Source organism: Cognatilysobacter terrigena, assembly GCF_004361065.1.
GTDB classification, from domain to species: domain Bacteria; phylum Pseudomonadota; class Gammaproteobacteria; order Xanthomonadales; family Xanthomonadaceae; genus Cognatilysobacter; species Cognatilysobacter terrigena.
This window is the reverse complement of the sequence record NZ_SELT01000084.1, coordinates 1-774: the sequence shown is the minus strand read 5'-3', so window position 1 is coordinate 774 and position 774 is coordinate 1. Positions and strand designations below refer to the sequence as shown.

At 60.6% G+C, this 774-nt stretch carries 1 protein-coding gene; it reads left to right on the top strand.

Annotated elements, in window-relative coordinates; translation table 11 throughout:
• Window positions 1-283 (top strand): hypothetical protein (locus tag EVS83_RS15985; protein ID WP_208108786.1); only part of this gene is annotated, 283 nt, incomplete at its 5' end.
• Between the last annotated feature and the right edge of the window lie 491 nt (window positions 284-774).

Sequence of the window (774 nt, the reverse complement as noted above, 5' to 3'; positions counted from 1 at the left end):
CGGCGTCGGCTTGGACGAATTGTTAGGCCTCAAGCCTGCACCAGAACGCCACCGTATATCTACCCGCATCAATCGACTCCCAGTCGTTCGACTCGTGGATAGGCATGTCAAGCGCAACGCGTTTGAGGTCAACGCTGGAGGCAAAGTCTTCCAAGACGATGTCTGCCGCGGTACGGCCGAGCCAGTATCGAACCTTAAAGTGGGCGGTTTCGGCGACTTGCGGTTGCAAGAGCACCTCAAGTTGCAGTCTTTGGAGCAGCTCGTCATTTTCCAGAAGCGCTAGGTCGACGTGCATGACACTCCAGCTGAGGCCTAACACCTGAGTTAAGCCGCGCCGCTAAGCGGCGTCGGCTTGGACGAATTGTTAGCGCCCGCGCCGGGATACCACGCCAACCGCAAGTAGCGAACCCAGCCAAGAGCCAAGAAGGAGGGTAGCGGCAAGAGCCGCGAAGTGAGAAGGCGCGAGCGGTGCACGAACGAGAAGGGTGAGCCCGAGAAGGACGAGTGTTGTGCCGACGAGACCAGCAAGCACCCCGTGCGTGATGCGGCGGGTCTGGGCGATGAAACCTGAGCGGAAGCCAGCAGCCACAGGCGCGATAAGAAACAGCAAGCCAGCGACCGCAATGAGCACCCTGCTGCCTGAACTCGCGGCACCAGTGGCGGCTAACGCCGAGGCAGCGTAGCCGACGGCCAAGAGGAGCGCGCCTTGGATGATCGACCGAGAATTGAAGCCACTTACCATAGGGCGCTAACACCTGAGTTAAGCCGCGCCGC